General features: G+C 67.0%; 27 protein-coding genes. 13 read left to right on the plus strand and 14 right to left on the minus strand.

What is annotated here, in order from left to right; genetic code table 11:
* The 4 genes from NDI85_RS01595 to NDI85_RS01610 all read right to left on the minus strand — a co-directional run bounded on the left by NDI85_RS01595 (position 1) and on the right by NDI85_RS01610 (position 2,526).
* A complete protein-coding gene (locus NDI85_RS01595) occupies positions 1-672 on the minus strand; it encodes a DUF2110 family protein (protein WP_188995143.1) in 672 nt (223 codons plus the stop codon).
* Entirely contained in the window at positions 672-1,202 is a 531-nt protein-coding gene (gene tfe / locus NDI85_RS01600) for a transcription factor E (RefSeq protein WP_166970231.1), read from the minus strand. The genes NDI85_RS01595 and tfe overlap by 1 nt, the downstream gene beginning before the upstream one ends.
* Before the next feature lie 107 nt (positions 1,203-1,309).
* Positions 1,310-1,864 (minus strand): tRNA (cytidine(56)-2'-O)-methyltransferase, encoded by a 555-nt coding sequence (locus NDI85_RS01605; RefSeq protein WP_188995141.1) that lies wholly within the window; start codon positions 1,862-1,864, stop codon positions 1,310-1,312.
* Positions 1,861-2,526: a thioredoxin domain-containing protein gene (locus tag NDI85_RS01610; protein WP_188995139.1), complete on the minus strand. Its 666-nt coding sequence runs from the start codon at positions 2,524-2,526 to the stop codon at positions 1,861-1,863. Before NDI85_RS01610 ends, NDI85_RS01605 begins: the two co-directional genes overlap by 4 nt.
* Positions 2,527-2,609: 83 nt before the next feature.
* On the opposite strand from NDI85_RS01610, the gene NDI85_RS01615 reads away from it, so the two are divergent.
* On the plus strand, positions 2,610-3,548 hold the full coding sequence (locus NDI85_RS01615) for an NAD-dependent epimerase/dehydratase family protein (protein ID WP_188995137.1): 939 nt from the start codon (positions 2,610-2,612) through the stop codon (positions 3,546-3,548).
* Between the two features lie 54 nt (positions 3,549-3,602).
* Here NDI85_RS01615 and NDI85_RS01620 read toward each other — a convergent pair whose 3' ends face one another.
* Entirely contained in the window at positions 3,603-4,073 is a 471-nt protein-coding gene (locus NDI85_RS01620) for a YbhB/YbcL family Raf kinase inhibitor-like protein (RefSeq protein WP_188995135.1), read from the minus strand.
* A 75-nt stretch (positions 4,074-4,148) separates the two neighbouring features.
* On the opposite strand from NDI85_RS01620, the gene NDI85_RS01625 reads away from it, so the two are divergent.
* The 4 genes from NDI85_RS01625 to NDI85_RS01640 all read left to right on the plus strand — a co-directional run bounded on the left by NDI85_RS01625 (position 4,149) and on the right by NDI85_RS01640 (position 6,764).
* A complete protein-coding gene (locus NDI85_RS01625) occupies positions 4,149-4,904 on the plus strand; it encodes a DUF2797 domain-containing protein (protein ID WP_396275499.1) in 756 nt (251 codons plus the stop codon).
* Between the two features lie 63 nt (positions 4,905-4,967).
* Entirely contained in the window at positions 4,968-5,984 is a 1,017-nt protein-coding gene (locus NDI85_RS01630; RefSeq protein WP_310914721.1) for a PGF-CTERM sorting domain-containing protein, read from the plus strand.
* Entirely contained in the window at positions 5,981-6,304 is a 324-nt protein-coding gene (locus NDI85_RS01635) for a hypothetical protein (RefSeq protein ID WP_188995129.1), read from the plus strand. The genes NDI85_RS01630 and NDI85_RS01635 overlap by 4 nt, the downstream gene beginning before the upstream one ends.
* Positions 6,305-6,344: 40 nt before the next feature.
* Positions 6,345-6,764 carry a hypothetical protein gene (locus NDI85_RS01640; protein ID WP_166970217.1) on the plus strand — a complete coding sequence of 140 codons (420 nt, stop codon included), beginning with the start codon at positions 6,345-6,347 and terminating at the stop codon, positions 6,762-6,764.
* A gap of 87 nt (positions 6,765-6,851) precedes the next feature.
* On the opposite strand, the gene NDI85_RS01645 is transcribed toward NDI85_RS01640, so the two are convergent.
* The 6 genes from NDI85_RS01645 to NDI85_RS01670 form a co-directional block, all read right to left on the minus strand.
* Positions 6,852-7,202, minus strand: coding sequence for a MarR family transcriptional regulator (locus NDI85_RS01645; RefSeq protein ID WP_188995125.1), 351 nt, complete (start codon positions 7,200-7,202; stop codon positions 6,852-6,854).
* A 28-nt stretch (positions 7,203-7,230) separates the two neighbouring features.
* Complete coding sequence (locus tag NDI85_RS01650) at positions 7,231-7,968, minus strand: NRDE family protein (RefSeq protein WP_188995123.1); 738 nt, start codon at positions 7,966-7,968, stop codon at positions 7,231-7,233.
* 362 nt (positions 7,969-8,330) lie between these two features.
* On the minus strand, positions 8,331-8,588 hold the full coding sequence (locus NDI85_RS01655; RefSeq protein WP_310914722.1) for a hypothetical protein: 258 nt from the start codon (positions 8,586-8,588) through the stop codon (positions 8,331-8,333).
* A 50-nt stretch (positions 8,589-8,638) separates the two neighbouring features.
* Complete coding sequence (locus NDI85_RS01660; protein WP_310914723.1) at positions 8,639-10,120, minus strand: AMP-binding protein; 1,482 nt, start codon at positions 10,118-10,120, stop codon at positions 8,639-8,641.
* Entirely contained in the window at positions 10,113-11,159 is a 1,047-nt protein-coding gene (locus NDI85_RS01665; RefSeq protein ID WP_188995117.1) for a mandelate racemase/muconate lactonizing enzyme family protein, read from the minus strand. The genes NDI85_RS01660 and NDI85_RS01665 overlap by 8 nt, the downstream gene beginning before the upstream one ends.
* Entirely contained in the window at positions 11,156-12,115 is a 960-nt protein-coding gene (locus NDI85_RS01670; protein WP_310914724.1) for a 1,4-dihydroxy-2-naphthoate polyprenyltransferase, read from the minus strand. Before NDI85_RS01670 ends, NDI85_RS01665 begins: the two co-directional genes overlap by 4 nt.
* Before the next feature lie 142 nt (positions 12,116-12,257).
* Between NDI85_RS01670 and NDI85_RS01675 the strand changes: the two genes are divergently transcribed.
* From NDI85_RS01675 to NDI85_RS01685, 3 genes are all read left to right on the plus strand, one after another.
* Complete coding sequence (locus NDI85_RS01675) at positions 12,258-12,407, plus strand: hypothetical protein (protein WP_310914725.1); 150 nt, start codon at positions 12,258-12,260, stop codon at positions 12,405-12,407.
* A 7-nt stretch (positions 12,408-12,414) separates the two neighbouring features.
* On the plus strand, positions 12,415-14,196 hold the full coding sequence (locus NDI85_RS01680; RefSeq protein ID WP_310914726.1) for a PAS domain S-box protein: 1,782 nt from the start codon (positions 12,415-12,417) through the stop codon (positions 14,194-14,196).
* 70 nt (positions 14,197-14,266) lie between these two features.
* On the plus strand, positions 14,267-15,094 hold the full coding sequence (locus NDI85_RS01685; protein WP_188995112.1) for a sugar phosphate isomerase/epimerase: 828 nt from the start codon (positions 14,267-14,269) through the stop codon (positions 15,092-15,094).
* A 63-nt stretch (positions 15,095-15,157) separates the two neighbouring features.
* Here NDI85_RS01685 and NDI85_RS01690 read toward each other — a convergent pair whose 3' ends face one another.
* Entirely contained in the window at positions 15,158-16,117 is a 960-nt protein-coding gene (locus NDI85_RS01690; protein ID WP_188995110.1) for a 1,4-dihydroxy-2-naphthoyl-CoA synthase, read from the minus strand.
* 81 nt (positions 16,118-16,198) lie between these two features.
* On the opposite strand from NDI85_RS01690, the gene NDI85_RS01695 reads away from it, so the two are divergent.
* The 3 genes from NDI85_RS01695 to NDI85_RS01705 are packed head-to-tail and all read left to right on the plus strand — an operon-like array spanning position 16,199 to position 18,334.
* Complete coding sequence (locus tag NDI85_RS01695) at positions 16,199-16,474, plus strand: hypothetical protein (protein ID WP_188995108.1); 276 nt, start codon at positions 16,199-16,201, stop codon at positions 16,472-16,474.
* 60 nt (positions 16,475-16,534) lie between these two features.
* Positions 16,535-17,476, plus strand: coding sequence for a J domain-containing protein (locus NDI85_RS01700; RefSeq protein WP_188995106.1), 942 nt, complete (start codon positions 16,535-16,537; stop codon positions 17,474-17,476).
* A 36-nt stretch (positions 17,477-17,512) separates the two neighbouring features.
* Positions 17,513-18,334, plus strand: a complete 822-nt coding sequence (locus tag NDI85_RS01705; protein WP_188995104.1) for a S1C family serine protease — start codon at positions 17,513-17,515, stop codon at positions 18,332-18,334.
* On the opposite strand, the gene menD is transcribed toward NDI85_RS01705, so the two are convergent.
* Positions 18,318-20,096 carry a 2-succinyl-5-enolpyruvyl-6-hydroxy-3-cyclohexene-1-carboxylic-acid synthase gene (gene menD / locus NDI85_RS01710; protein ID WP_310914728.1) on the minus strand — a complete coding sequence of 593 codons (1,779 nt, stop codon included), beginning with the start codon at positions 20,094-20,096 and terminating at the stop codon, positions 18,318-18,320. The genes NDI85_RS01705 and menD overlap by 17 nt on opposite strands.
* A 5-nt stretch (positions 20,097-20,101) precedes the next feature.
* Positions 20,102-21,439 (minus strand): isochorismate synthase MenF, encoded by a 1,338-nt coding sequence (locus NDI85_RS01715; protein ID WP_188995102.1) that lies wholly within the window; start codon positions 21,437-21,439, stop codon positions 20,102-20,104.
* A 214-nt stretch (positions 21,440-21,653) separates the two neighbouring features.
* Between NDI85_RS01715 and NDI85_RS01720 the strand changes: the two genes are divergently transcribed.
* Complete coding sequence (locus NDI85_RS01720; protein WP_166970188.1) at positions 21,654-21,869, plus strand: ribbon-helix-helix domain-containing protein; 216 nt, start codon at positions 21,654-21,656, stop codon at positions 21,867-21,869.
* A 71-nt stretch (positions 21,870-21,940) separates the two neighbouring features.
* Positions 21,941-22,222, plus strand: coding sequence for a UPF0058 family protein (locus tag NDI85_RS01725; protein WP_166970186.1), 282 nt, complete (start codon positions 21,941-21,943; stop codon positions 22,220-22,222).
* Positions 22,223-22,253: the final 31 nt, after the last annotated feature.

Consider the following 22,253-nt stretch of genomic DNA (forward strand, 5'->3'; position numbering starts at 1 on the left):
TCAGGGAACGACGGCGAGGAGTTCCGATTGCATGAACCGGCCGATGTCGGACAGGATGCCCGGCGCGTCGGTGTCGGGGTTACAGACGATACTCTGTTCGAGGAGGCCGATGCGCTCGACGGTCACGATGTCCTGTGCGTGGCCGGCCCGGTTGACCGTCGCACGGGCGTTCGACCGGGTGACGCTGTTGGCGTTGACCCGACCGTTCCCGCGCGACCAGTCATAGAGGCGGTCGACTTCCTCGTCGGCGAGTCGCGGATCGTCGCCGGCGACGAAGCGAAGCGGCATGTGCTGGACGACGCCGAACCGCTTGCGAATCTGGGCGGGCGACCCCTGTCCGAGGTTCAGGTTGTCCGCGGGGATGCGGACCTCCTGTCCGAACCCGACGTCTAAGACGAACCCGTCGTCGTCCCACGAGTCGAGGGTCCCGACGTACGTCTCGCCGTCCTCGTGGGAGGTGACCATCTCGCCGAACTCCTCACGCAGGAGGTTCCGGGCGACGGTGGCGTCGGGGCCGTCGACGGTGACCGTCGGGAAGTCGTCCTCCCGGTGGCCGATGTCGAACGTCACGTCCAGGTCGCCGAGTTCGTTGGCGACCAGCGACCGCAGGCCGTCGAGCGCACGGTCACGGGTATCGCCCGTGACGTACACTTTGGTTCCGAGGACGACCATCAGGCCTCAGCTTCCGTCTCGACGTTCAGTTCGTCGCGCAGTTCGTCGATGCGCTCCTCCATGGCGGTCACGAGGCGGGTGTTCTCCATGGCGTCGATCTGGTTGCCACACTCGGGGCACTCGAAGCCGAACTCCATCGCTTCCCCGAACTCGAAGCGGATGCCGCAGTGCTCACAGAGATAGAACTCGTTGTCGCGCTCGTACTGACGGCGCTCTTCGAGGCCGTCGAGCAGGCGGTACATCTCCTCCTCTAGTTGTTCGGGTATCTTGTCGTACTCGAACGTCCAGAGGTAGGTGAGCCACCCCGAGTCCTCGTCGCGGAGGCGTCGATACGACGCCAGATCGTTCTCGTAGAGGATGAACAGCGCTCGGCGAACGTCGTTGAGTTCGAGTCCGAGCTCCTCGGCCAGTTCCTCGTCGGTCACTTCGCCGTCCGGCGGCGCGGCGGCGACCGGCATCCCTTTCGGTCCGACTAGCTCGTGGAGGTACTTCTGTATAACCGGGTCCTCCAGGAGATCCTCAAAAGCCATTATCCGTGTCTCGGTGGGTCACGTGGTTAAAACCTCCGGCTTGCTCGCTGGCGATCACGCCCCGGGATTCGTAAACGCGGTGCGTTTGCGCACCGTCGGGTCGCTCGCTACTCGTCGGCTTCGGCCTCGTCGGGGTCGACCACGCGCTTGCCCGTCTCCATCGGGACGACGACCCGGTCCGGGTCGTCCCACTCCCGGTCGAGTTCCCGCCCCTCGAACAGGCGGTCTAAGAACACCGCGAGCGAGGCCACTTCCGAGTGGGGCTGGTTCGTCACGCCGACGTTGTAGTCCGCGTTCTCGTACACCTCGAAGGGGACCTTCTCGGCGCCGACGACCAGCAAGAGCGGCCCCTCGGCGTGTGCCTCGCGGACGTCGTCTTCCACGTCCTGGACCGGTTCGCCGTACATCGTGAGGTGGACGACGGTGCCCTCGAAGTCGCGGATGAGCCGTTTGGGTTCCTGTGTGACGTCTACCTCGAAGGGGCCGCCGAACCGCTCGGTGATGTCGACGATGGTGTCGGTTCGATCGCGGGCCGACCCCGCCATCACCACGCGGTCGGCGCCCAGCGCACGGGCGGTGAGGCCGACGTGGGTTGTCATGCGCTCGTCACGGCCGGGACGGTGGCCCAGTCGCAGCACCGTGACTTCGTGGTCGTCGCTCATCCGTTCAGCGCCGACTGGATGGCGTCCCGGACGGGTGCGTAGGCTATCTCCTGCCACTCGACCGGTTGGTCGTTCACGAGGACCGTCGGGGTGCCGCGTAGCCCCTTCTCGACGGCCCTGTCGCGGTCGGCCTGTACCGTCGGGTCGTAGGTCCGATCCGTGGCGGCCTTTCGAACGGCGTCGCCGCCGACGTCGAGGCCGTCGGTGAGTTCGGCGTACACGTCCGGACCGAGACGGCTCTGGTTCTCGAACAGTCGCTTCGAGTAGGTGAAGTAGGCGGCGTCGCCCGCCGCGTCCTGCACCTTGCGGGCGGCGTTTGCCGCCTGCCACGAGACGGTCTCGTCGACCGGAATCGGGAAGTCGTGGAACTCGTAGCGAACCGTCCCGTCGGCGAGGAAGTTCTCTTGAACCTTCGGGAAGACCGTCTGAGAGTACGTCTTGCAGTGGGGACAGGCGTAGTCCTCGTAGGCGGCGACGGTCACGTCGGCGTCGGGGTTGCCGGCGACGGGTGCCGAGAGGGGCTGTCCGCTCGCAGTGGGGACCGAACGGTCGTCGGACCCGTCGTCTCCGGACTCCCCGGACCCTCCGGAGAGACAGCCAGCAGTTGCGCCGGTGAGGGCGACGCTTCCGGCGAGGAATCCGCGGCGGCTGAGTCGCGTCATATCCCCTACTCGCCCCGGCAGCTATAAAACGGCGTTCATCGCGGTACCGGAACGCTATTTGACTACCCGCGTCGACCCCGAGTATGCACCTCGAAGGCCAGCACATCGTCGTCACGGGCGGTGCGGGCTTCATCGGCTCTCACCTCGTCGAACGCCTCGTCACGGACAACGACGTCCTCGTCGTCGACGACGGCTCGAACGGCCGGCGCGAGTGGGTCCACGACGACGCGACGTTCGTCGAGGGGGACCTGACCGACCCCGCCGTCGTCGCGGACACAGTCACGGCTGACACCGACCTCGTGGTCCACCTCGCCGCCTCGAAACTCGTCGACACCGACACGCCGCGCCGTCAGTTCACGGACAACAGCGAGATCACGTACAACCTCCTCGAACGGATGGACGAGGTAGGCGTCGAACGCCTCGTGTTTACGTCGTCTTCGACTGTGTACGGCGAGGCGCCGCGGCCGACGCCGGAGGACTACGCGCCGCTGGAACCCATCAGCGTCTACGGCGCGACGAAACTCGCAGAGGAGTCGCTCGTCTCGACGTACGCCCACAGTCACGACCTGCAGTCGTGGGTGTTCCGCTTTGCCAACATCGTCGGCCCGCGCCTGCGCGGTGCGGTCGTCCCGGACTTCGTCGAGAAGTTGCGAGAGAACCCCGAGTCGCTGACCATCCTCGGCGACGGCCGCCAGCAGAAGTCCTACATGCACGTCTCGGAGTGTATCGAGGCCATGGTCTACGCCGTCGAACACGCCGACGCCGACCACAACGTGTTCAACCTCGGCACGCGCACGACGACCTCAGTCGACCGCATCGCCGACATCGTCGCCGACGAGATGGGCGTCGACCCCGAGTACGAGTACACCGGCGGTGACCGTGGCTGGACCGGCGACGTCCCCCGGATGCGCCTCTCCATCGACAAACTCGCCGCGCTGGGCTGGGAGCCGTCCCAATCGAGCGACGACGCGGTGCGGCAGTGCGCCCGCGAACTCCTCGACGAACTCTATAGTAACAATTGAAACGATTCACACACCGACCGCACCGCCATCGTGCGGTCGGGTGTGCATTGATTTTCAATGGCTACTATAGTTCGCGGGATAGGTCCCGGTCAGTTCGGCTTTTCCGACCATGTGGCCGCTGGCGGCGTCGTAGACGTCGTCCTTGCTCGCGCCGCGTTTGAGGTCGAGCGTCGTATCGAGTGCGTACAGGAGGAACCGGTAGGTGTGTTCGCGGTCCGGCGGGTTCGGCCCACCCCACCCGACTTCGCCGAAGTCGTTCTGCCCCTCTAGTGCGCCGCCGGGCGTCGTGCCCTCGGGGACTTCGCCGACGTCGGGTGGGATGTTCCACACGACCCAGTGGTCCCACACTTTCCCGGCCGGTTCCTTCGCGTCGGGGTCGTCGACGACGAGGACCAGCGACTCGGCCCCGTCGGGGACGTTGTGTATCTCCAGTGGCGGACTCGTGTTCGCCGACGCGTAGCCGTACTCCTCGGGGATGCGCTCGCCGTCGTCGAACGCCGGACTGGTGAGTTCGAGGTCTGCCATATCGCAGATTTCCCACTCGAACGACAAAAACGTCATCCCGGTAGCCCTTTGCCGGTCGCTCGCCAACGCCCGGCCGTGCAGGTCGTCGGGTACCACTCTCGCGTCGAAGACCACGCCGCACTGCTCCTCGCCGACGAGGGGGCGGTCACCGTCGAGCGACTGGACCCGGGGACCGAACTCACGTACGCACTGGGCCAGCGCCACTGTGCCGGTGCCGTCGACGGCGAGCGACACTACGCTTGCGACGGGGCGGACGCGCCGTACTGCCCGGAACACACGAGCAGGTGGCCCTGCGCCCGGTGTACCGGCGACTGCAACAAACCTATCGAGGCCTGCGACGAGGAACACGTCGTCTATCTGGCGGTGTTCGCGCCGGACACCGTCAAAGTGGGCGTCACGCGGTCGTGGCGCCTCGAAACCCGGTTGCGAGAGCAGGGGGCCGACCGAGCGGCCCACCTTCGGACCGTCGCCGACGGCCGCATCGCCCGCCAGATAGAGGCCGACGTCGCCACCGACCTCGGTGACCGGGTCCGCGTCCCGACGAAGATCGCCGGCCTCCACGAGTCCGTCGACGAACAGTTCTGGTCGACCCTCTTAGACGAGTACGAGACGCTTGCGACCTACGACTTCGACTACGGTCTCGCCCTCACCGAGCGACCGATGGCGGAGACGCTCGCCACGGGGACGGTCCGCGGAACGAAAGGCCGCGTCGCCGTCCTCGACAACAACGGGAGCACGTACGCCGTCGACTTGCGTGCCCTCGTCGGCTACGAGGTGACTGACGGCGGCACCGACCGGGACCTCCAGTCGAGTCTCGGCGCGTTCGGGTGAGTTCAATCCGCACCCGTAGAGTCATACACAAAACATATACCGGGCGGTGTCGCGCTTACACTCGTGCGACGCGAAGTACTACTCGCTGGGGCCATCGCCCTCCTCACGCTGACGATGGTCGCCAGTGCGACAGCGGTCCCCGGAATCCTCTCGGAATCCACCGAGGACGTCCGTCCGAGTCACCTCGACCTCCGAGAGTCCTACGTCGATTCCCCCGACGTCTCCGGCGAGACGGTGACGCTCTCGCTCACGTCCAGCCTCGAACACCGAGGTGGGGCGGCCGAGAACGTCACCGTCGTGACGCGGGCTATCGACGCCGACACCGGACTGGTAGCGACGACAGAACGGCAGTCACTCGGTAACGTCAGCGGCGACCGAGACGTCTCCTTCACACGGAACCTCACCGTCGAACGAGACGGCGACTACCGTATCGAGACGACAGTGTACGAGGACGGCCGCCGCGTATCCGTCCAGCGGCGGATGGTCAGGAACGTCGACGCCCTGACGCCGGCGTACGCTCGCTCGACGGTCTCGTTCCACCGGTTCGAGAACACCAACACGCCGCTCCGGGCCATCTCGTACCGTATCGCCGACGTCGAGAACAACGAGACGACGCTGAACGTGACGGCGTATCTCACCAACAGCGGCGACGATTCGGCCGGCGGCCTCTCGCTCCGGATGCGCGCCCGGCAGGCGGAGTCGAACGTCGTCGCCGACGCGTCGGCGCTCGAAGTGGGGCAGATTCGCCCCGGCCGGACTCGGACGGTCAGCACGGAGTTGACCGTCCCCGACGGCTACAACTACTGGCTGGACGGCATCCTCCAGTCGGACGGCGTCATCGTCGCCACGGAGAGCGCACCCGCGAACCTCGACCCGCAGGAGACGCTGACCGAAAACGAGACGCGCCGCGACGTCGGGTTCGACTCCGGCGACTTCGAAGAGGCCGCGACAGAGGAACCGCGAATGGAAGAAACACACGAGCAGACGACTGTCGGCGGGGGCGGTCCCGGATTCACCGCACTCGCCGCGCTGGTTGCACTCGTCGTCGCGACGCTCGGACTCGCACGGAGACACGCATGACCGAGGAACCCACCACCGAATCGACCGCACCGACCGACCAGAAACGGGGCGGCCCCTCTGCACCCCCTGGGTCGCCCGAGAACCGAAATCCGTCGGACGACGAGAGTCGCTCCGCCGTCGAGTATCTCGAGTGGGCGGCGCTGACCGTCCTCGTCGTCGTCGCCCTCATCGCCACGTTGCGGTTCTACTTTTCGGTGTCGGCGGCCGTCGATACGTTCGTCACCCACCGGTACCGACCGCTGTTCATGGCGGGATTCAACCTCGTCGTCCTGCTGGGCTGTGGTATCGGCCTCTCGGCGCTCGTGCGCCGGCTGGCCTGACACGACAACCCTTTTCAGCGGCCCAGCCGAACCCGGAGGCATGGCAGACGACGAACCCGAGAACGCCGACGAGACGGCCGAATCGAGCGAGAACGGCGACGAAGAGAAGTCCTTCCGCGAGCGCGTCGAGGAGATACGTCAGAAGCGCGCCGAGGAGCGCGAAGAAGGCGAAGAGGGCGAGATGAGCCGCGAAGAGCGCATGGAAGAGATGATGGGCGGTGGCGGCGGCCCCGGCGGCATGGGCGGCGGGGGCAACCCCTTCGCACAGATGATGGGCGGCATGATGGGCGGCGGCCCAGGCGGCCCCGGCGGCATGGGCGGCGGGCCGCCCGGACGCGGCCGCGAGGAAGAGAGCGGGAGCGACAACGAGGAACTCACCCGCGAAATCCGGAAGCTCCGCGACGAGGTCCACGACGTTCGGCGCTCGCTGGACCGCATCGCCGACGCACTCGAAGAGTAGTCGCGGCGGCGTTTCTCTCTTTCACCGTTCGGATAGCCGCTGCTCGGCCTGTGGTCTCGTGTACCGAGGAAAACGGGAACCGGCCGGTCAGTTCTGGTACGCGAGGTTCATGACCCACTGGGAGAAGGCGTCGTCGTGTGGGTCGACCTCCTCGTCGCCGATGAACGGCGACAACTGGTCGCCGGCCATCAGCAGCGAGAAGTCGAGGTCGCGGGCCGCGGGCGTGAGATGGTACGTGTTGTGGCCCTCGTAGACCGTCTCCTCGCGCTGGATGAGCCCCTTCTCGAAGAGGGATTCGACGATACGACTACCCTTCCGGGAGGAGACGTCTAACTCCTTCCAGAAGTCGCTCTGATGGATACCGCCGGACTCGCGGATGAGTTCTAACCCGGCTCGTTCGTCCTCAGAGAGGTCCGCCTCCGACGCTGCCGAACTCATTATGTTACCAACACCGACGGTCGGGCGCTTAAATCTGGCCTTCGACCGGGTGGTACTCGGTGGTGCAGGGCGGCCCCGCCGCGAACTCGTAGCGGCGGTGCTCCCCTAGCGCGATGAGCGACGACGAGCGGGTACCGAAGCCGTCGCCGTGGACGCAGACGCCGTAGTCGTGGTCCGCGATGGTCTCGCTCGTGCGGTCCAGCCAGTCGTCGAGGCCCTCGCCGGGGTCGACCTGTATCGCCTCACGGAGGCGGTCGGCGTTGACGGCCTGCTGTTCGCCCACGTCGGGACGGTGGCCCGGGATACGGTAGTCGCCGTCGGCGCCGACGTTGACGACCACGTGGACGCCGGGCTGGAAGTTCCGCACCGCGAGTTGCCCGTCCCACTCCAGCAAGAGGGCGGCGTTCTCGTCGGCCAGCAGGAGGTTGAAGCCGTCGTACTCCGCCTCGCGGGTGGCCCGCTCGACGGCGCGGGCGGCGTCCTCGGCCGTCTCGTGGCCCAGACAGTCACGGACCAGCAGGCCGCGGGAGCGCTCACCGGCGAGGTCGGCGTCGACCCAGCGGTTGGTGACGGCCGCCAAGAGGCCGTGTTCGTTGTAGCCTTCCCACGTACCGTTGGCTTCTGAGTCGGCTGGCGCGACGACGCGGGCCCCCCAGTGTCGGACTGCCGGCGGTTCCGAGGGGCGGTCGACGCGTTCGTCACGGTTGGCCGCGAAGGCCACGGGCGTTCCCTCGAACACCTGCCACGCGAGGACTATCGTACACACGCTCAGGGATAGGCCATCGAAGGTCAAAACGGCTGTGCCGGCTGCGGCGCATATCTCCACACATCACCACCCTTCGACCCGGAGAACCAGGCTGAAGTGCGCAACGCAGTTGAGGCGTCCTTCGAGTTCGAAAGAATCACAACAAGGACCTCGACGTGGTCCACTTTAGTTCAGCCGGACAATTCGACGGGTGTGTCACAGATCTGGGGTGTATGTCGAGTGAGACTGTCGGGTGCGAGATCGACGCCTACGCGGACCAGACCTACGATCGATACCTTTGGTAACGGATTGAACTGGGCGGACGATTTTTTTTTTAATCCAGTGGGCTGATTATCTCAGAATCGGTTGCGGAAAGACCGACGCTATCCAGAACGGGAGTGGAGGGTGTGAAGGTTTTTCGCCGCCATGACGAGGAGTCCGACGGCGACGAGCGTCGCCAGCGCGAAGAGGCCCCAGTCTGGTGAGTGGCTCACGCTACCGACGCCGAGTCTGTCCGGCGACGCGGGGGCTGTCCCGCCGGATCCGCCGGTGACTGCCAGGATATTGCCGCCCACGACGAACGCTCCCACCAGTATCACGACGACGTTGAGCAGCGTGTATATTGCATCTCGTATATTCATATTTCATACACTACTCGTGAAATGATAACTCTTCTCGCTACCGTTCGCATTCAGTCCCCGAGCGACGCCCGGACCGCGTCCCGGTCCACAGTCCCCGAGGCCGTCCGTGGGAGCGCGTCGACCACGTCCACCGTCTTCGGCACCTCGTAGGGTGCAAGTTCGTTTCGGCAGTAGTCGCTGACGCGCTCGGCCGTCACGTCGCCGACCACCAGCGCCGCGACGCGTTGGCCCCACTCCTCGTCGGCCAGGCCGACGACGGCGGCGTCCTCGACGCCCGGACAGTCCCTGATAGCGTCGGCGACGACGCTGGCGTCGACGTTCTCCCCGCCCGTGACGATGCGGTCGTCCACGCGGCCGAGGACCCACAGCCGTCCGTCCTCGTCGCGGTAGCCGATGTCCCCCGTGTGGAAGCCGTATTCGCCGAACGCCGCCTCGGTCCGGTCCGCGTCGAGGTAGCCCGGCGTGACCGTCGGGCCGTCGACGACGAGTTCGCCCCGCTCGCCGGGGCCGACCGGGTCGCCGTCGTCGACGACGGTCACGTCGGTACAGACGAGTGGCTGGCCGACGGTGTCCCGATGATCGAACGCCGTCTCGGGGAGCGCAGTAGCTATCTGGGAGGCGGTTTCGGTCATGCCGTAGGTCGGACAGACCGGGACGCCGCGCTCGCGGCAGCGGTCTATCAACGCTGGACTCGCCGGACCGCCACCGAGCAACACGAACCGGAGTTCGGAAGCGGGCGTCCACCCGGAGTCGACTAACCGTCGGAGCATCGTCGGCACGAGCGAGACGCCGGTCACGTCGCACTCGGACAGCACGCGGGCCGTCTCGCTCGGGTCGAACTCGCGCTGGACGACCACCGTCGACCCGTAGAGCGCGGTCCGGACGAACGGTGCCAGCCCGCCCATGTGGTAGGTCGGCAGGCAGACGAGCCACCGGTCCGACGGCGTCACGCCGAGGCGGAACGCCGAGGCCGTGGCGCTGGCGACGAGGTTGCCGACGGTCAGTCGCACGCCCTTCGGGTCGCTCGTCGTCCCCGAGGTGAAGAGGACGAGTTGCGTCGTATCGCGGTCGACTTCGACCGGGTCGACTCCGCTAGTGTCCGACTGCATGGCGTTCACGCCGGTCCGTTCCGGGTCGTCGACGGAGACCACGGGACAGTCTGCGACCCGAGCGGCCAGTGCTTCCGTCTCGCGTTCACAGACGAGGAGGTCGGCATCGAGTGTCGTCAGTTGTGCAGAGAGGCTGCTCGGGTCGAGGTCGACGTTCAGCGGCGCGAGGGTGGCACCGACCCGCATCGCGCCGAACAGCAACGGCCCGACTGCGGGCCGGGTGTCCACGAGCGTCGCGACGGTGCCGTCCGGCGTGCCGACGGACGCGGCCAGCGTCACGGCCGCGTCGCCCGCCCGGGCGTCCAGTTCGCGGTAGGTCGTCGCCTCGCCCGTATCGGCGTCGACCGTCGCGATGCGCTCCGGCGTCGTCCGGACTCTGTGGGTCAGCAAGTCGCGAGTCGGCCACTCGACCGGGTCACGCATCGGGACCCACCTCCGCGGGGTCGACGCCGAGTCCGGCCGATTGTGGGACCGACATCCGGCCGTCGGACACCGTCGCGGGGTCGGGCGCGAGGTCCGTCGCCAACCGGTCGCCGGTGGCGAGGCCGCACGCGCTCACGTCGGGTATCGCGGCGGCGACGTGGAGCGCTGCGAGGCGGGCGACGACGCCGTCGATGGTCGTCGTGACGACGGGGTCGACGCCCCGCTCGCGGGCCCGCATCGCCAGCGTGTGGGCGTTTCCGGGGCCGCCCAGTACCATCGGTTTGAGAACCAACACGTCGGCGGCGTCCGCATCGAGTATCGCGTGGACGCGCCGGTCGACCAGCGACTCGTCCAGCGCGACGCCGACCGACCCGCCGCGAAGGCTCGCGTGCCCTTCGATGTCGTCGGCAGCGAGTGGCTGTTCGACGTACTCGACGCCGAACGACGCTAACTCCTCGAAGGCCGTCTCGGCCTCGTCCCGGGACCACGCGCCGTTCGCGTCGGCCCGGAGCGTCACGTCGTCGCCGACGCAGTCCCTGACCGCCCGTATTCGCTCGACGTCGTCAGCGACCGGTCTGGCACCGACTTTCACCTTACAGCAATCAAAGCCGGCGTCGACGGCGTCGGCGACGGCGTCGGCCGTCTCCTGTGGTCGGCCGTCCCCGACGGTGGCGTTGACTGGAACGGACTGGCAGCGCCTGTCGGGGTCGAACCACCGATACAGCGGCACTCCGTCGGCGCGGGCGTCGGCGTCAAGCAGTGCCGTGGCGAACCCGTGACGAGCAGCGGGCACCGCCGCCGCGTCGAGGGCCAGCATCGCGGCGGTGTGGCCGCCGTCCGCTTCGGCCGCGGCGGCGTCCGCCAATCCCGAGCGACACGCGTCGAGCGACTCCGTCCACCCCGGGAGCGGCGTCGATTCCCCGACGCCCGTCTCCCCGCGGTGGTCGTAGCGGACGACGACACCCTCGCGTTCGGCGATGGTTCCGTCGGCGGTGGCAAGCGGCCGCTTCAACCGGAGCGAGAACGGGGTCGTCCTCATAGTAGCGTCGGGAGTGCGAGGCCGGCCGCAAAGAGGAGCGAGTGGAGAAACAGCGTCTGTCCGATTCGCTCTAGGGCCGGGTTGAGTGCGGTTCCGTCGGTGTTTGTCAGGACCGTCTTCCCCGTCTTCGCGGCCAGTGGCAACGAGAGCAGCGGTGCCAGTGCCGGCAGTCCGTAGGTCGGGTCGAGGGCGAAGACCACCGGGACGACGTAAGCCATGCCGACGAGAGCGAGGAACTCGACGCGGCTCCACCGATAGCCCATGTAGACGGCCAGGGTCTTCTTGCCGGCGGCCATGTCCGTCTCCCGGTCGCGGACGTTGTTGACCACGAGAATGGCTGTCGAAAGGCCGGCGGCGGGCAGACTTGCGACGACTGCGGCCACTGTGAGACTCCCGTCGGGAAGGGCCATCGGGAACACGCCGACGTCCGGGATACGCGATACCGCCTGCACGTAGTACGTCCCGGTGACGGCGACGAGGCCGAAGTAGAGGAAGACGAACAAGTCGCCCAGACCGCGGTAGCCGTAGGGGAACGGGCCGCCGGTGTAGAGGATGCCGGCGGCGATGCCCGAGAGACCGACGACGACGATGGGGAGGCCACCGATGGCGACGAGGTAGACGCCGACGACGACGGCGAGGCCGTACGTCAGTATCATCGCCCGCTTGACCGCGTCGGGTTCGATGAGACCGCCCGCCGTCACCCGGGTGAACCCCTCTCGTTCGTCCGTGTCGGCGCCTTTGATGGCGTCGTAGTAGTCGTTCGCGAAGTTCGTCCCCACCTGTATGAGGAGGGCCCCGACGAGCGCCGCAAGCGCCGGGAACAGTGCGAAGACGTCGGCGTGGACCGCGAGTCCGGTCCCGACGACGACCGGGGCGGCCCCGGCGGGGAGCGTCTGTGGCCGGGCGGCCATCAGCCACGCCTTCCGCTTCGAGACGTCGGCCGTCGCTGTACTCATTGTCGCGAACTCGGGACGCTATCCTCAAAGCGACTGTGGTTCACACCGTCTCGTCCGACGCCTCGAATCGTGCTCCGGAGAAATTGACAACCAAATGCTACAAAATGGCTACACTTTTGCCGCCTGCCCCGGTATCGTAAGTGTGACCGACGCCGATACCGACTGCGTCTCGTCCGGCGTCCCCAGCCTCGGTGAGATACTGTCCCGCTGGCGATACGGTATCACGGTCGGTGAACGATCCGGCGACTGCCGCGGTAGCCTGACCGGGGCCCCGACCAATCGGATCGAGTAACAAACAGATGCCCCCCACCCACCACCCGCTCACAGCGACGTTCGACCGGGGGCCGGTGCGGGTGGCGTTGCTCGTCGAGAACGACGAGGACCGGGAGTTACTCGCGGACCGACTCGAAGACCACGAGGTGGTGACACCGGCGTCGCTGGCGGATCTCCCCCAGTTCGACGTCTGTCTGGTCGATACCGCGACGTATCCCCGAATCGAGGACCAACTCGCCCGTCGGAAGGCCGACGCGGACCCGAAGTTCGTCCCAGTGTTGCTGGTGGTCGGGGCCGCTGTCCCCGAACACGCGGTCCAGACGCTACCGGAGGCCGTCGACGAGGTGCTGGTGATGCCGACGTCGAAGGCGGTGTTCCGGGGCCGTCTCGGGTCGCTGCTGCGTATCAGGCGCCAGTCGGAAGATCTGGCGCTGTTCCGTCGAGCGATGGACGACGCGCTTACGGGCATCACTATCGCTTCGGCCCGAGACGACCAGCCATTGCGGTACGTCAACGACGCGTTCGTCGAGATGACTGGCTACGACCGCTCGGAGATACTCGGTCGGAACTGCCGGTTCTTGCAGGGGCCAGACACCGACCCGGACCCGGTCCGGGAGATGCGCGAGGCCATAGAGCGAGGAGAGGGCGTTACTGTCGAACTCCAAAACTACCGGAAGGACGGCACGCCGTTCTGGAACCACGTCGAGATAGCCCCGGTGTACGGTCGCTCGGGGCCGACACACTTCGTCGGCTTCCAGCAGGACATCACCGACCGAGTCGAGCGAGCCCGGAACCTCCGCCAGCACGAACAGATAGTCCGTGCGGCGAGCGACCCGATATACTCGCTCGACGCCGACCTCCGGTTTACGCTGTTGAACGAGGCGACCGCAGAACTCTGTGGCCGCGCTCCGGACGAACTGACCGGCGAACACGTCCGGTCGGTGCTGGGACGGACACACGCCGCTGCGCTCTCCCGCGCCATCCTCAACTTGGCCGCGGAAGACACACCACAGACGACCATCGAAACGACGATACGGAACACCGAGGGTCGAGACAGGCGGTTCCAGACGGCCGTCGCGATGCGTCCGGCGTCCGAGTTCGACGGCGTCGTCTGCGTGAGTCGTGACGTGACCAGCCACCGCGAACGGGGGTACCGCCTGTCGGTGTTGGACCGCGTCCTCCGGCACAATCTGCGCAACAAACTCCACGTGGTCCTCGCACAGGTGGAGTTTATCAGAGAGGCCAGCGACGACGAGGTGGTCCGGACGTCGGCGGCGGCGATCGAGCGAGTGGCCGCTGAACTGCTAGATCTCGGTGACACTGCCAGAGAGTTCCACGACACGCTCGACCCGAATTCGACCGACCACGTCGGGCCGATAGACGTCGTTCCGCACGTCGACCACGTCGTCGAAGAGGCGGGGCTGAGTCACGCCAACGGCACTATCCTCGCGAACACGCCCGAGGAAGCGTGGGCACGGGCCCACAGCTCGCTGGAACTCGCACTCGGCGAACTGGTGGAAAACGCCTTCGAGTACGGCCACCCGTGTGTCACCGTCGTGGTCGACGTGACCGTCGAATCCGACACCGTCGTCGTCACCGTCACCGACGACGGACCGGGGATGCCCGACGAGGAGCGAGAGGTCCTCGCCGCCGGGATGGAGTCAGACCTCAAGCACACGTCGGGGCTGGGTCTGTGGTTCGTCCGCTGGATGGCGATAAACAGCGAGGGCTCTTTCGACATCCGCGACAACGACCCGACCGGGACCGTCGTCGAACTCACGTTCCCGCGTACAGAGCCACCGGCGTGACTCGCCGCCGGAACCGGCAACTGTTACACGTTCCCTGACGCCTCTCACCCGACCGGTCGACAGACCCGGTGTGTCCCCGAACCGTACCGCCGCCTCCGACCTGACGCTGGACCTCGAACTCGGATTCACGCTCGGTCTCGGCCTCGACTTCGAGCGGGCAGTCGCCTGGGCCGCAGACGAGGGGTTCGACTTCGTCGAACTGTTACTGGACGGGCCGTACGCCCGCGAGCGAATCGTCGACCGGCGAGCGCAGATGGCCGGGACGCTCGCCGATCACGGCCTCGACGTCGTCGTTCACCTCCCGTTCGCCGTCGACCTCGGCTCCCCGTTTACTCCCGTCCGCGAGGGAGCCGTCACGGAACTGACCGCCGGCATGGACCTCGCTGCGGACCTCGGTGCCGAGCGGGTCGTCTTCCACCCGTCCTCGGACGCCTGGGACCTCGGCTGGACCGAGTCCGACTGTCGCGGGTTCGTCCACGAGAGCCTGAACGACCTCGTCCCTGCCGCCCAGAAGCGTGACCTGAACCCCTGTCTGGAGAACGTCGTGAACAGCTACTACGACGCCGCTTCCTTCCCGGAACTCCTCGAACGGTACCCCGACGCGTCGATGACGTTCGACACCAGCCACGCCATCCTGACCGGGATGGACGAATCCGAGATGGGTGAGTTCACAGAGCGATACGCCGACCGAATCGACCACCTCCACCTCGTCGACACGCGCGGCGGCAGCGACGAACACCTCCCGGTCGGGATGGGCAGACTCGACTTCACGAGAGCGCTGTCCGGGCTGGCCGACGCCGGGTGGTCTGGTACCGCCACGCTCGAAATCGGGACGGAGGACTACGGGGTTATCGCGCTCGGGAAATCCAACACCGAAGCGTTGCTGTCGACGCGATAGCCGCTTGCGGCCCGCGAACTGTCGCAGTCGGTGCTGCGGTCGCGACCGCTCGGGAACGGTGGGCTAGTAGTGCCAGGGCACGTCGTCGAAGTCCGGTTTCCGGCCCTCGTTGAACGCGTCCCGGCCCTCCTGAGCCTCGTCGGTCATGTAGGCCAGACGCGTCGCCTCGCCGGCGAACACCTGCTGCCCGACCATCCCATCGGAGTCGAGGTTGAAGGCGTACTTCAGCATCCGCATCGCCGTCGGCGACTTCTCGTTCATACGCCGGGCCCAGTCGAGGGCCTCGTCCGCCAGTTCCTCGTGGGGGACCACGTCGTTGACCATGCCCATGTCAGCGGCCTCCTCGGCGTCGTACGTCTTCCCGAGGAAGAACACCTCACGGGCCTTCTTCTGGCCGACCTGTCTGGCGAGGTACGCGGAGCCGAACCCGCCGTCGAAACTCCCCACGTCGGGGTCGGTCTGGAGGAACTTCGCGTGTTCTTCGCTGGCGAGCGTGAGGTCACAGACGACGTGTAGCGAGTGGCCACCGCCGACGGCCCACCCCGGAACGACGGCGACGACGGGTTTGGGAATGTGTCGAATCTGGCGCTGGACTTCGAGGATGTGGAGGCGGCCGACGTTCTCCGGTGCATCTTCGTCCCCGATGTCTCGTGGGTCGCGCTGCTCCCCGCTCGCCTGTTCCGAGTCGCGCGGCGACTCGCTGTCCGCATCGGCCTCGTACTCGTATCCGCTCTCGCCTCGGATGCGCTGGTCGCCGCCGGAACAGAACGCCCACCCGCCGTCTTTCGGCGACGGGCCGTTCCCGGTGAGGAGGACACAGCCGACGTCGGTGAGTCGTTTGGCGTGGTCTAACGCCTCGGAGAGTTCGTCGACCGTCTCCGGTCGGAAGGCGTTGCGGACCTCGGGGCGGTCGAACGCGATTCGGACCGCACCCGTCTCGGTAGAGCGGTGGTAGGTGATGTCGGTGAAGTCGAACCGCTCGATGGGTTCCCAGCGGTCCGGGTCGAATAGCTCTGAGACCATACCGGGCATGACGGTGGGCGGCGCAAAAAGATTCGTAGTGACGGCGAAACGCTTTCCTCACGGCCGTCCGTCACCGAACGTATGCCCTCCAGCATGAACGATCGGACCCTGAGAGCCGGCTTGGCCGTGTTCTCGGTGCTGGTCCTCGCCTACAGCCTCGTCATCGTACAGCAGATACTGCTCGGCTTGCTCGTCATTGCGGTGCTGTGGTCCGTCTACCTGTTTTATCACTTCATCCTCGTGCTGGCCCGTATCGCGTCGTCGCTGGAGCAGTTGGCCTACCAGCGCGCCGACGGCGGCCGACAGACCCAGTCGACGGACCGGAGCAGCGAGCGCGAACCCGAACGTGAATACTGAGAACTGGGCACGAGGAGTTATACGTCTCAGTAGCCGACTTACCGTTCGTCCAGCACCTGCATGACTGAGACGTTCTACGACGTCCTCGGCGTCCCGACGGACGCGACGACCGACGAGATCGAGGCCGCCTATCGGGAGCGTCTGAAAGAGACGCACCCGGACGTGAGCGACGCCGACGACGCCCGTGAGGTGACACAGGCACTCGTCGAGGCACGCGACGTTCTCGTCGACGAGGCCGCTCGCGAGCGCTACGACCGACTCGGTCACGAGGCGTACGTAAGGCACGAGTCCTCGGTGGCCGAGAGCGACGTCGCCGCGGCGGCGCGTCGGGCTGGCTACGCCGAGTCCGAGGGCGGCCAGACCGAGTCGTCGGACGCTTCGTCGACAGCGTCCGACGCCGGTGACCCGCGCCAGCGAGCGCGCGAACGCGCCGAACGGGAGCGGCGCGCCAGCGAACGGGTGCGAGCGGACCGCGAGGAGCGAACCGGGACGAAGCGCGGCGACGACGCGGCGGCCGACGACGGCCGGACGGCACGGGCCGACAGCGACCCGACTGGTGGCTGGAGCGCTGACACAGACGCGCCCGGCGGATACGCCGGTGCCGGCGAGACCAGCGCGTGGACCGCCACCAGCAGCTACGCGGTCAGAGAGACCGTCCAGCCCGGGCCGAGATACGAGCGGCCGGTGCCGACCGGCCGGAAACTCACGCTGTTCGGTCTCACCTTCGCGCTCTATCCCGTCTTGCTGTTCAGCGCGCTCGTTCCGGAGTTCCCGCTGTTCGTCAACCTCGTGCTCGGCGTCTGTCTGGTCCTCGTCGTCGGGTACCTCCAGTCGGTTCCCAACGTCGCGATACTGGTCTTTGGCATCTGGAGCCTCCTCACGCCGCTCGTGCTGCTGTGGGTGAACGTCAGTGTCTTCTCGCTCCTCGGGGTCGTCGCCCTGTGTGGGACGTGGCTCCCGTTCGGGTTCTCGATACTCACGTACTCGGTCCTGCGGCTGTAGATGCAGGTTTTTGTAGGGCGGACTAGTCCCAAGCGTATGGACCGTTCTCGCCGGTCGTTTCTCGCGTCGGTCGCCGCAACTGCCGGCCTGTCTGGGTGCGGTGGGGTCATCGACTCCGCGCCACCGTCGACGGACGGCTCGGCGGGGGCAGCGGCAAACCCGCAGTCGGCCACGGAGCGGGCGGACTCGTCCCGGCCCCGACTCACCAGAACCGACGGCGAGCCGGTCGAGACGGCGTTTACGCGGGCCACCCGAGAGCGCGCGTCCGAGGTCGGAACGTCGGTGCGGGAGTCGGTAGTCGTGCTTCGGGACGGGAACCGCGGCGGCACGGGGTGGTTCGTCGGCGAGGGCGAAATCGTGACGAACGCACACGTCGCCGACGGGTCCCGAACGCTGTCGGTCGAGACGTTCGACGGAGCGACTGGGACGGGCGAGCGGGTCGGCTACCACGAAGAGCTACAACCGGACCTCGCGCTGCTGGAGACGGACCTGTCTGTGCCACCGCTCTCACTGGGGAGTCTTGACGACCTCTCACGGGGGGATCCGCTCGTCACCGTTGGCCACCCCGGCCGACTCGGCCAGTGGATACTCAGCCTCGGTCGCTATCTGCGGGTTCTGGACGGTATCGACTGGCTCCTCTCGACGGTGCCCACCCAGCAGGGGAACAGCGGTGGCCCGCTGGTCACCCTCGATGGCGACGTCGTCGGCGTCGTCTCCGGGGCGACGACCGGGACCGCGGGCAATCGCCCGGACTACAGCAGAAACGAGACGGCTTACACGGAACTCCCGGAGATAGCAGAACAAACCACGTCCGTTCCGGTCGACACGCTGGAAGCGTCACTCAGCGACTGGCGATAGCGTCTCGCACGCGAGCGGTCAGGTCGTCTCTGACGGCGTGGCTCGCTTCGGCGTCGAAACACACTTCGACGACTTGCGTTCCGTCGCTCTCGACGGACTCCGTGAAGGCATCGACGAACGAGCCACGGCCGTCGACGCGGCGATACGCCAGTCCGTAGAGGTCGCCGGTCGGCCCGAAGTCTAGTCCGTGTGGCGTCTTGAACTGTTCCTCGAAGGTGTCGTGGTCCTCGATGGGGAGCGCGTGGAAGATGCCGCCGCCGTCGTTGTTCAGGAGGACGATTGTCGCGTCGACGCCACACCGGGAGAGTGCCAGCAGTCCGTTCATGTCGTGGTAGTACGCGAGGTCGCCGGTGACGAGGACGAGCGGGTCCGGTGTCGCGCTGCCCGCCCCCAGCGCCGTCGAGGTGATACCGTCGATACCGCTCGCCCCGCGGTTGCCGAGGACGGTGAGGTCGGCCGCACGCGGTTCCCCGAACCTGTCGAGGTCACGCACCGGCATACTGTTCGAGACGAACACCGTCGTCGGGTTCGGTGCGTGCGCTGTCACGTCCGCCAGTACGCCGCCCTCCCAGTAGCGGTCGGTGACGGCGTCGCTCACGGCGTCCCAGTGGACTCGCTCGGCAGTCTCGAAGCGGTCACGCCACGCCCGCGCCCCCGATTCGGTCACTCGCTCGGCGACTGCCCGGGCGACGGCGTCCTCGTCGGCGACGAGATGGTCCGTCGCGGTGAACTCCGCTTCGGACCACCTACCAGACGGGTCGACGAGGATCTGCCGGCAGTCGGCGTCCCTGAGGTAGTGTCGGAGCGGTTTCGAGGTCGGTGACGCGCCGACCCGGAGGACGATCTCCGGATCGACCCACGACTCCGTCGCCCCGCTCCCGAGATAGGCGTCGTAGCCGCCACACACCGGCGGGTCGATGCGGTCGACGTGGGGGCCGTACCGGAGGTCCGAGAGCGGGTCTGCGAGCACCGGGAAGCCAGTCGCGTTCGCGAGCGACGTCAACGCCTCGGCCCCGAGGCCGTCGTCCGCCGGACCGGCGACGACGAGGCCACGGTCGGCCGATTCGACGGCCCGAGCGATTCGCGCCACGTCGCCAGAGGGCGGTTCGCTGGTCCCCTGACTCGTCCGGACGAACGGCCCGTCACGGCCCTCCGCGGCGAGTCGGTCGCCGTCGGCCCAGCCGTCCGGGACGCCGTCGGGGCCGTCCTCGGGGGCCGGCGTCGGTTCGAGCGGTTTCTGAAACCGGCAGTTGAGGTGGACCGGTCCGGGGTCGCTGCCGGTCGCTTCTGTGAGCGCACGGGCCATCGTCGTCCGGAGCATCCGGACCGTCCGGGGTCTGGCCGCCGGTTCCGGCATGTCCCGGTACCACCGGACCGCATCGCCGTACAGTTTCTCCTGGTCGACGGTCTGGTTCGCGCCGCTGTCTATGAGTTCCGGCGGGCGGTCGGCCGTCAGGAGGAGCATCGGGACGCCCGACTGGGCGGCTTCGATGACTGCGGGGTGGAAGTTCGCCGCGGCCGTACCGGAGGTACAGACTAGCGGCGTCGGCTCACCGGTCCGCTTCGCGCGGCCGAGCGCGAAAAACGCCGACGACCGCTCGTCGAGGTGGGAGTATACGGTCACGTCGGGGTGCTCCGCGAACGCGACGGTCAGCGGCGTCGACCGACTGCCCGGCGAGACACAGACCGCGTCGACGCCGCCTGCGGCCAGTTCCGCCACGAGCGTCTCGGCCCACAGCGTGTTGACGTTGGGATAGCTCACGTCGGTCACTCCAGTTCGTCGAGCATCGGCCGGTACTTCAGTTGGACCTCGTCCCACTCCCTGTCGGGGTCGCTGTCGGCGACGATGCCCGCCCCGGCGAACAGCGTGGCGAGTCGCCCCTTCGCGACGGCCGAGCGGATGCCGACGGCGAACGTGCCGTTGCCGGCGGCGTCGACCCACCCGATAGGCGCGGCGTACCACCCGCGGTCGAACGCCTCCGTCTCGCGGATGGTCCGCAGTGCCTCGTCCGGCGGGAGGCCACCCACGGCGGGCGTCGGGTGCAGGGCCTCGACGAGCGAGAGGACGTGTTCGTCCCGCTGGAGTTCGGCCGTGATAGACGTCCGGAGGTGCTGGACCGTCGCCAGCCGTCTCACAGTCCGGTCGCCGATGCGTACCGAACTCGCGAACGGTTCTAGCTGGTCGCGGATGGCGTCGGCGACGAGTGCGTGTTCGTGCGTGTCCTTCTCGCTGTCCAGTAGTTCGGCGGCCAGCCATTCGTCCTCGGCCGGCGTGTCACCGCGACCGGTCGACCCCGCGAGCGCCTCGGTCCGTACCGTTCGCCCTCGCAGGGAGACCAGTCGCTCCGGCGTCGCGCCGAAGAAGGTCCCGCCGTCTTCCGGCGAGAGCAGGAATCGGTAACAGTCCGGATACGTCACTGCCAACCGGTCCAGTACGTCCGGGACAGAGAGGTCCTCGCGCAGACGCACGCGGAGTGCCTGTGCGAGGACCACCTTCTGTAAGTTCCCGTCGTCGACGCTCTCCAGTGCGGCCCCCACCTGGTCGCGCCACGTCGCCTGTGACGGCGTCCGCTCTCGGGATTCGACGCCCGGTGGTCCCCTCGGAGCGGACGCTGGCACGTCGGCAAGTCGGTCGGCCCACTCGTCGAGCCGCCGTTCGGCGTCGGCCGCCGCCGTCGGCCCGGTACCGGTCGTCGTGAGCCACGTCCCGCCGTCCGTCCGGGTCACCTGCACCTCGGGGAGGAAGAACGCGGCCCCCGGAAACCCGTCCCACGGCGAATCTGTGCTCTCGGTGTCGCCCTCGTGGAATGCAAAGCCACCGAACAGGCGGGGGCGCGCGACACTCGGGAGGTCTGTCGGGACGTCACAGCGGTCGAACAGCGCCGTCGCGGCCGCCTGTACGTCCGCGAATCGGGACGCACCGGACGCGGTCACGGTGGCGGCGGCGCCGCTCGCCGCGATGGACTCAGAGCCCGTCGCCCACGCGCATCGTGGTCGCGTCCCGGTGTCGAGGACGGTTCGGGGTGTGCCGCTCTCGACTCGACAGCCGCGTGTGACGACCGATGTCTCACCCACCGTCGACTCGTCGCCACGCAGTGGTTCCATCACCACCGTCTTAGGATTCCGACCCTTTGAGCCTGACTATACCCACGACCGCTGTCCCCGCGGTGGGCGTGCCCAGCCTGCCGCTTCCGATTTTCAAAAATTAATATCTGGTTTCGAGAAGTAGATACCGCGTACTATGCACTATCGGTTTGCGAAATACGCAACTACCCCCGTCAAATTTAAATGTGACTTACTCAAAGGGGCCAACGTTGCGATGCCAAAGGTAGAGATCAACATCCCGGAACACCTCGAAATGCAGATCGCCCAGCTCGTCGAGCAAGGCGAGTTCCTCAATCGCGAAGAAGCCATCGAAGACCTCCTCTCGACCGGTCTGAAGGCGTACAAGACTTCAGGTCCCCAAGACGAGGACGAAGAGCCAGGGTTCGAAGACGACGGCATGATGGGACACGACGACGAGTACGTCTTCTGACTCTCGAACAGTGAGTCTGGTACCTGTTCTCAGGCAATTCTTATAGGAGTCCCGTCACATAGCACACGACAATGCACAAAGACGAGCTGTTAGAGCTACACGAACAGATGGTGACTATCATGGAGTTCTTCCGTGACGAGATGGACAGCGTCGATCCGGGCCTGTTCGATCCGTATCAGGAACTGGACGTACGCCCCTCGGACGTTCACAAGTCAAAGAGCGAACACAAACACGCCGTCTTCGTCCTCGGGAACGCGCTGGCGACGGCCATGAGCGAAGACGAGTTCTCCGATGCGGGTCGGGTCGGAAAGCGCATGAAGGAACTGGCCGAAGACGCCGAACGGAAACTGTAGCCGGGCGGTACTGCCGACACTCCCCTTTCTG

This window comes from Haloarcula sp. S1AR25-4, assembly GCF_031624555.1.
GTDB classification, from domain to species: domain Archaea; phylum Halobacteriota; class Halobacteria; order Halobacteriales; family Haloarculaceae; genus Haloarcula; species Haloarcula pellucida.

What these genes read in the sequence shown, in the direction of transcription:
- NDI85_RS01595 (WP_188995143.1), bottom strand. Translation starts at nt 672, where the DNA reads ATGGTCGTCCTCGGAACCAAAGTGTACGTCACGGGCGATACCCGTGAC.
- tfe (WP_166970231.1), bottom strand. Translation starts at nt 1,202, where the DNA reads ATGGCTTTTGAGGATCTCCTGGAGGACCCGGTTATACAGAAGTACCTC.
- NDI85_RS01605 (WP_188995141.1), bottom strand. Translation starts at nt 1,864, where the DNA reads ATGAGCGACGACCACGAAGTCACGGTGCTGCGACTGGGCCACCGTCCC.
- NDI85_RS01610 (WP_188995139.1), bottom strand. Translation starts at nt 2,526, where the DNA reads ATGACGCGACTCAGCCGCCGCGGATTCCTCGCCGGAAGCGTCGCCCTC.
- NDI85_RS01615 (WP_188995137.1), top strand. Translation starts at nt 2,610, where the DNA reads ATGCACCTCGAAGGCCAGCACATCGTCGTCACGGGCGGTGCGGGCTTC.
- NDI85_RS01620 (WP_188995135.1), bottom strand. Translation starts at nt 4,073, where the DNA reads ATGGCAGACCTCGAACTCACCAGTCCGGCGTTCGACGACGGCGAGCGC.
- NDI85_RS01635 (WP_188995129.1), top strand. Translation starts at nt 5,981, where the DNA reads ATGACCGAGGAACCCACCACCGAATCGACCGCACCGACCGACCAGAAA.
- NDI85_RS01640 (WP_166970217.1), top strand. Translation starts at nt 6,345, where the DNA reads ATGGCAGACGACGAACCCGAGAACGCCGACGAGACGGCCGAATCGAGC.
- NDI85_RS01645 (WP_188995125.1), bottom strand. Translation starts at nt 7,202, where the DNA reads ATGAGTTCGGCAGCGTCGGAGGCGGACCTCTCTGAGGACGAACGAGCC.
- NDI85_RS01655 (WP_310914722.1), bottom strand. Translation starts at nt 8,588, where the DNA reads ATGAATATACGAGATGCAATATACACGCTGCTCAACGTCGTCGTGATA.
- NDI85_RS01660 (WP_310914723.1), bottom strand. Translation starts at nt 10,120, where the DNA reads ATGCGTGACCCGGTCGAGTGGCCGACTCGCGACTTGCTGACCCACAGA.
- NDI85_RS01665 (WP_188995117.1), bottom strand. Translation starts at nt 11,159, where the DNA reads ATGAGGACGACCCCGTTCTCGCTCCGGTTGAAGCGGCCGCTTGCCACC.
- NDI85_RS01670 (WP_310914724.1), bottom strand. Translation starts at nt 12,115, where the DNA reads ATGAGTACAGCGACGGCCGACGTCTCGAAGCGGAAGGCGTGGCTGATG.
- NDI85_RS01680 (WP_310914726.1), top strand. Translation starts at nt 12,415, where the DNA reads ATGCCCCCCACCCACCACCCGCTCACAGCGACGTTCGACCGGGGGCCG.
- NDI85_RS01690 (WP_188995110.1), bottom strand. Translation starts at nt 16,117, where the DNA reads ATGGTCTCAGAGCTATTCGACCCGGACCGCTGGGAACCCATCGAGCGG.
- NDI85_RS01695 (WP_188995108.1), top strand. Translation starts at nt 16,199, where the DNA reads ATGCCCTCCAGCATGAACGATCGGACCCTGAGAGCCGGCTTGGCCGTG.
- NDI85_RS01700 (WP_188995106.1), top strand. Translation starts at nt 16,535, where the DNA reads ATGACTGAGACGTTCTACGACGTCCTCGGCGTCCCGACGGACGCGACG.
- NDI85_RS01705 (WP_188995104.1), top strand. Translation starts at nt 17,513, where the DNA reads ATGGACCGTTCTCGCCGGTCGTTTCTCGCGTCGGTCGCCGCAACTGCC.
- NDI85_RS01715 (WP_188995102.1), bottom strand. Translation starts at nt 21,439, where the DNA reads ATGGAACCACTGCGTGGCGACGAGTCGACGGTGGGTGAGACATCGGTC.
- NDI85_RS01720 (WP_166970188.1), top strand. Translation starts at nt 21,654, where the DNA reads ATGCCAAAGGTAGAGATCAACATCCCGGAACACCTCGAAATGCAGATC.
- NDI85_RS01725 (WP_166970186.1), top strand. Translation starts at nt 21,941, where the DNA reads ATGCACAAAGACGAGCTGTTAGAGCTACACGAACAGATGGTGACTATC.